This is a genomic window from Pedobacter sp. 01T416_2 (assembly GCF_056398925.1).
The window spans coordinates 1-5,774 of record NZ_JBFTQI010000369.1 but is presented as its reverse complement, the minus strand read 5'-3'; the positions used below and the strand labels follow the sequence as shown (position 1 = coordinate 5,774).

Below are 5,774 nucleotides of genomic sequence, written 5' to 3'. Positions count from 1 at the left end.
TATTGTAACAACTGGAGAAAACTGCTATCTAAAATAAAACGTAATTGAAATGGCGAAATTTATCAATTGGAGAAGTAATTGGTTGAGCGGGGACTTTCAACTCTTTGTAGATGGTATTCAGAAGGGAATGATCTCTTTTGGAACTTGGCGAAGTGATGCAGAGGGCGTGTTTGATGACAAAAATTATTTCTTCTCCAATGTGGGGTTTTGGCAATCGAGAACTAATGTAATCGACCGAAAAACAAATGACCTGGTTGCGGTGATTACTTACGACAGCTGGAAATCAAAAGCCGTAATCAGCTTAAAATCCGGCGAACGGTACGAATGGACATCAACCGGAATATGGAAATCGCAGTTCACGGTAAGCAATTATAACAACGAGCACATCACGTATAACGCAAGCAGCTATAGCGGTGCAATATCATCGGATACAGACAATGAATTATTGATTGTAGCAGGTTTGTTTATTAAGCATATTTACAACAAACGGGTAGTTACACTTATTGCCTGCTTCATGCCAATCATAGTGATATCAACAATGCGCCATTAGTAGTGAAATTAAATCCTTTTGTGAGATGGAACAGGTATTAAATTGGAGAAAAGGTTTATTTGATAGCAATTATCAGGTATTTAACAACGGACTATTAAAATTTTCGCTGAATTTTAGTTCGTGRAAAAATTCGGCAATAGCCACTACCCAGGCAGGTATTTACCTGTTAAAAAGTGAAGGGTTTTCTAAACCTGAAACTAAATTACTGAACAATCAGAATGAGGTTTTAGCTATAATTACTTATGACTGGCTTCGTTTTAAAGCAAAAATTGTATTTGCCTCTGGCGATGCTTTTGACTGGAGCTTTCAAAACAGCTGGTTAAGCCGGTGGTCGTTAAACGACCATCAGGATAAACAGATTTTATTCAATGCTTCAAGCGGAAATGGCATGTTACATACCAATGTAGACGACGATAAACTGATTTTATGCGGGCTTTTTATCAGGGAATACTATTCGAGGCTTCTTGTTGGCTTTATCATTGTAGTATTCTTTCTGTTTAGTTTCAAGAATATTTTTTAGATTCTGCAGATTGTACTTCGAAGTACATTTCCAAATACGATCGTCATGCTGAATTTATTTCAGCATCTATCCTTCATATAGACCCTGAAATAAATTCAGGGTGACGTGCCACATTAGAAAGAACTATTTTAGATGCTGAAACAAGTTCAGCATGACGATAACTCGATTTTAAGTTAACCCAAAATCTCTTTTATCTTTTCGGTTGGTCTGGCAATTACAGCTTTATCTCCTGAGATGATAATCGGTCTTTCAATTAAAATAGGATGTACAACCATGGCATCAATCCATTCTTCATCAGTCAAGATTTTTCCTTTATAGTTTTCAGTAAAAACCTTTTCACCTTTCCGGATCAATTCCAATGGTTTAATACCCAGTTTTTGAATAATAGATTGTAGTTCGGATTTGTTTGGTGGAGTTTCCAGATAATAAACCACCTCGAAAGCCTTTCCACTATTTTCTAATTCCACTAAAGCACAACGGCTTTTAGTGCATCTGTTATTGTGATAAATCGTAATCATTTAGAAATGTTTAAAGTCCGCTTACACCACCGCTAACCACCAGTTTCATGGCATCAGCTGCTGTCATATGCAAATCAGTCACTTTATCTCTTCTTACAATACAAAGCTGACCTGCAAAAGAATAAGAAAGTGGAAAATATACGGCTACTTCTTCGGGCAAATTGAGTTTATGCAGATCGTTCTGCGTTAAAAATCCAATCTTTTTTAGGCCTCCCTCCACTTCTACCAGCACCGGATGGTTAAATTTCTTCTCATCACCTACAAAAGCTTCTGTTAAATCTTTTATGGATGAATAGATAAAATTAAGTAAGGGTAACCGCTGCATAATCCGCTGAAACCAATTGTACATGGGCTCGGTTACCAAATTGGTTACAAAGATACCGGCCAGCAAAATGAGGGCTAAAACCGTCAGCAAACCTAAACCAGGGATGTTCCGGCTTTCGCCTGTACTTGGATTTACGCCTAAAATATTGTTTACATTTAACCAGCTATCTACAGTTGTAACTGCCCAAACCACAATAAAAATACTTACGGCAATGGGCACAACAATTAATAAACCTTTAATCAAATAGTTTAAAATAGCTTTCCCGACTTTATTCATGGCGCAAAAATAACATTTTTTTTAGTTCATTCGTGACATGTTCAATGGTTCATTTGTCATTGGTTCATTTGTACCAAGAGCCTACTAAACAATCTGCTCTATACCAATGAACCAATAGGCAATAGGCAATACGCTATACTAATGACCAATGAACCACTGAACAAATGAACCAATACGCTATACAAATGACCAATGAACACTGAACCAATACGCAATATGCTACACTAATGAACACTGAACCAATGAACTAAAAACTATTCATAAAAATAAACACGTTTAACCCTTTGCGAGATATTGGTCAGAATTTCATAAGGAATGGTGCCGATATCTTCGGCCAGTTGCATAATGGTGTGCTCCTTATTAAAAACAATAGCTTCATCACCAGGCTTCACATCAATGCCTGTGATATCCAACATGGTCATGTCCATGCAGATTGAACCARTTGTTGGTACCAAGTGGCCATTTATAAGCATTTTACCCACTCCATTGCCAAAATACCTGGTATAGCCGTCGGCATAGCCTATTTTTACTGTCGCTATTTTTCCACCATTTGGCATTATTCCCCTCCTGCTATAGCCTACAGTTTCACCCGGAGCCAATGTCTTCACTTGGGTAACCGTAGTTTTAAGCACCATTACGGTTTGCAAACCCCGGTTATTCAGCAATGCAGCGTCGAAACCATACAGGCCTATGCCCAAACGGACCATGTCCATTTGCCCTTCTGGCCAACGCGAAATGCCCGAAGTATTGGATATATGAAGCAATGGCTCGTAGCCTAAAACTTCGACCAACTGGTTGGCGATAATTTTAAACCGTGCGATCTGCTGTTGCGTAAATCCATCATGCTCTGCTGCATCGCTTGCCACCAGGTGAGAAAAAATACTTTGAACCTTTACCCTCGCCGAGTCTTTAAGCAGATTGGACAATGGATCGATTTCTGACTGATCAAAGCCCAAACGGTGCATGCCACTATCTATTTTAATGTGGATGGGGTAATCGAAATCATAATCAGACAATGCATTTAAAAAACTATTCAGAATTTCTATACTGTAAATTTCGGGTTCAAGCTTGTGTTTAATGATGGCTTCGAAAGCCGATTCTTCAGGACTCATCACCATAATCGGCAGCGTGATTCCCGCTTTCCGCAAAGCGATACCTTCATCGGTATAAGCTACCGCCAGATAATCTACCTTATGGAACTGCAATAAATTGGCAATTTCAAAACTTCCGCTTCCGTAAGAAAAGGCCTTAACCATAGCCATCATTTTAACACCTGGTTTGATTTTAGATCTGTAAAATTGCAGATTACCAACCATGGCATTCAAATCGATTTCTAAAACCGTATCGTGTATTTTCTGGGTAAGGAGTTTACTGATCCGACCAAATTCGAACCGTCTGGCCCCTTTTACCAATATCGTTTCATGGTTAAACTGTAAACCAGGAAAAGCATCGATAAAGGCATTGGTGTCGTCGAAAAACTGCGTCTCAAACTTAAAAAGATCAGCATATTTAGAAATATGAGTCCCAATTCCAATCAGGCGGTTTACCTTCTTCTGTAAAAGCAGTTCTGAAATCTCCCTATATAAATCCAAATCCGCTCTCCCCGTTTCAAATAATTCGGAAAGAATAACGGTTTTCTTTGCGTGCTGATTCTGTTGATTTAAAAAATCCAGGGCAATGGCCAACGAAGAAATATCGGCACTGTAAGAATCGTCGATAATGGAACATTGGTTAATCCCATTTTTCAGCTCTAAACGCATGCTCACATGACTCAATTTTTCCAAACGTAAATCAGCCTGCTCTGGCGTATAGCCTAAAGCCAGTAAGGTTGCCCAGCAGATCATTCCATTTTCTATCGAAGCTTTATCTTTAAAAGGCAAAATGCATTCAATTTCCCTATTTTGATAAATGGCCCTCAGGTAGCAGTTGCCTTCGATGGGTTCAACCGCAATAACCTGAAGATCTGCCGCTTGTTTGCTGCTCCAGCTAAACTGTTTTTTACCAGGCAGTTCTTTTACGCTTATTTCGCTTATATATTCAGGCGAATAAATAAACAGTTCTGATGCTGCAAAGAGTTTTAATTTCTCTGTTAGTTTTTCTTTTTTTGAACCGAATCCTTCGGCATGTGCTTCGCCGATATTAGTTAAGATTCCAATTTCGGGCTGGATAATTTCTGCCAAGTATTGCATCTCGTTAACTGCGGAAATACCAGCTTCAAAAATACCCAGCGTATGATCGGCCTCAATCTGCCATATGGAAAGCGGCACCCCGATCTGTGAATTATAACTCTTAGGACTTTTAACGATATTAAAATCGGCAGCCAGGAGCTGATACAACCATTCTTTAACAATTGTTTTTCCATTACTCCCCGTAATACCGATGGTTTTTAGATCAAATTGATTCCGGTGTTCGATAGCAAGTTTTTGTAGCGACGCCAAAGCATCGTCTACCAATAAAAAATTGCAGTCGGGGTACTCGTTAATGTATTTCGCCTCGGTAATTACAAAATTCCTGATTTCCTTTGCATAAGCATCTCTAATAAATTCATGTCCATTACGGTGCGAAGACAGGGCAAAAAACACAGAATTTTCCGGAACCAAAACCGAACGGCTATCGACCACCAGATATTGAATAATTACCTGTTCATCAACTAATTTGGCATCGGCATTTAAAATTTCGGCTATTTTGGCAATGGTGTATATTGGATTTTGCATGCTATTATATTCAGAAAAATACGGTAATCGCTATTATTTTTACGAATTTCAGTAAATAATTATGAAAAGCGGTAAACAAGAAGCAGTATTATTAGATAAAAAACAAGCGTTGGTAAAAGCCGAGCATTTTTGTGCTTACCAGGAGCGCTCGCAAAAGGAAGTACGGTATAAACTGGTAGAATGGGGTATGCGTGGCGATGAACTGGAAGAAATTATAAGCGAGTTGATTTTGAATAATTTTTTAAATGAAGAAAGGTTTGCTAAAAGTTATGCATCGGGCAAATTCAACATTAAACATTGGGGGCGTGTTAAAATTAAACAGGGTTTGAAATTAAAGGGTGTGCCCGATAAAATTCTGCAAAAGGCAATTTACAGCATCGATGATGATGATTATTTACAAACGATAGAAAAATTGGCCATCAAAAAAGTGGAGAGTTTGAACGAAAATGATCTGTTTAAAAGAAAAAATAAGCTAATGAGCTACCTTCAGGCAAAAGGTTTTGAAACTGATTTAATTTTACTTGTACTGAAAGCCAGCAATTTAAATTAAATATTAAATTTTTAACAAGAAATCTCTTGACAGAAATATAAATCTGCCTATATTTGCATCACCAAAACGAAACAACAACATCAGTTTTGTTCATGCGAAAGTAGCTCAGTTGGTAGAGCACGACCTTGCCAAGGTCGGGGTCGCGAGTTCGAATCTCGTCTTTCGCTCCAAAATGCCTTCCTACCAGAAGGCATTTATTTTAAAGTTAACCAAGCCGATGGAGATCGGTAGCGGCTAATGCTCGGGTGGTGGAACTGGTAGACACGCAGGACTTAAAATCCTGTGCTTTCAAAGGCGTGCGGGTTCGATTCCCGCCCCGAG

6 protein-coding genes and 1 tRNA gene are annotated in these 5,774 nt (G+C 38.7%); 4 read left to right on the top strand and 3 right to left on the bottom strand.

Translation table 11 applies throughout. The features are described 5' to 3' along the window. Window positions 1–49 precede the first annotated feature (49 nt). A complete protein-coding gene (locus tag AC1DPQ_RS15740) occupies window positions 50–550 on the top strand; it encodes a hypothetical protein (protein WP_477610159.1) in 501 nt (166 codons plus the stop codon). A gap of 25 nt (window positions 551–575) precedes the next feature. Continuing rightward, a complete protein-coding gene (locus tag AC1DPQ_RS15735; protein ID WP_477610158.1) occupies window positions 576–1,070 on the top strand; it encodes a hypothetical protein in 495 nt (164 codons plus the stop codon). A 173-nt stretch (window positions 1,071–1,243) separates the two neighbouring features. Here the strand turns inward: AC1DPQ_RS15735 and arsC are convergent, their stop codons facing one another. The 3 genes from arsC to AC1DPQ_RS15720 form a co-directional block, all read right to left on the bottom strand. Further along, window positions 1,244–1,588, bottom strand: coding sequence for an arsenate reductase (glutaredoxin) (gene arsC / locus AC1DPQ_RS15730; protein ID WP_477584691.1), 345 nt, complete (start codon window positions 1,586–1,588; stop codon window positions 1,244–1,246). Between the two features lie 10 nt (window positions 1,589–1,598). After that, window positions 1,599–2,189: a DUF502 domain-containing protein gene (locus AC1DPQ_RS15725; protein WP_057935154.1), complete on the bottom strand. Its 591-nt coding sequence runs from the start codon at window positions 2,187–2,189 to the stop codon at window positions 1,599–1,601. Window positions 2,190–2,443: 254 nt separating this feature from the next. Beyond that, window positions 2,444–4,903 carry a bifunctional UDP-N-acetylmuramoyl-tripeptide:D-alanyl-D-alanine ligase/alanine racemase gene (locus tag AC1DPQ_RS15720; RefSeq protein ID WP_477610156.1) on the bottom strand — a complete coding sequence of 820 codons (2,460 nt, stop codon included), beginning with the start codon at window positions 4,901–4,903 and terminating at the stop codon, window positions 2,444–2,446. A 61-nt stretch (window positions 4,904–4,964) separates the two neighbouring features. On the opposite strand from AC1DPQ_RS15720, the gene AC1DPQ_RS15715 reads away from it, so the two are divergent. Both AC1DPQ_RS15715 and AC1DPQ_RS15710 read left to right on the top strand, forming a co-directional pair. Next, window positions 4,965–5,453 carry a regulatory protein RecX gene (locus AC1DPQ_RS15715; RefSeq protein WP_477610154.1) on the top strand — a complete coding sequence of 163 codons (489 nt, stop codon included), beginning with the start codon at window positions 4,965–4,967 and terminating at the stop codon, window positions 5,451–5,453. 94 nt (window positions 5,454–5,547) lie between these two features. Further along, window positions 5,548–5,623: transfer RNA gene (locus AC1DPQ_RS15710), tRNA-Gly, on the top strand. The last annotated feature ends 151 nt before the right edge of the window (window positions 5,624–5,774 follow it).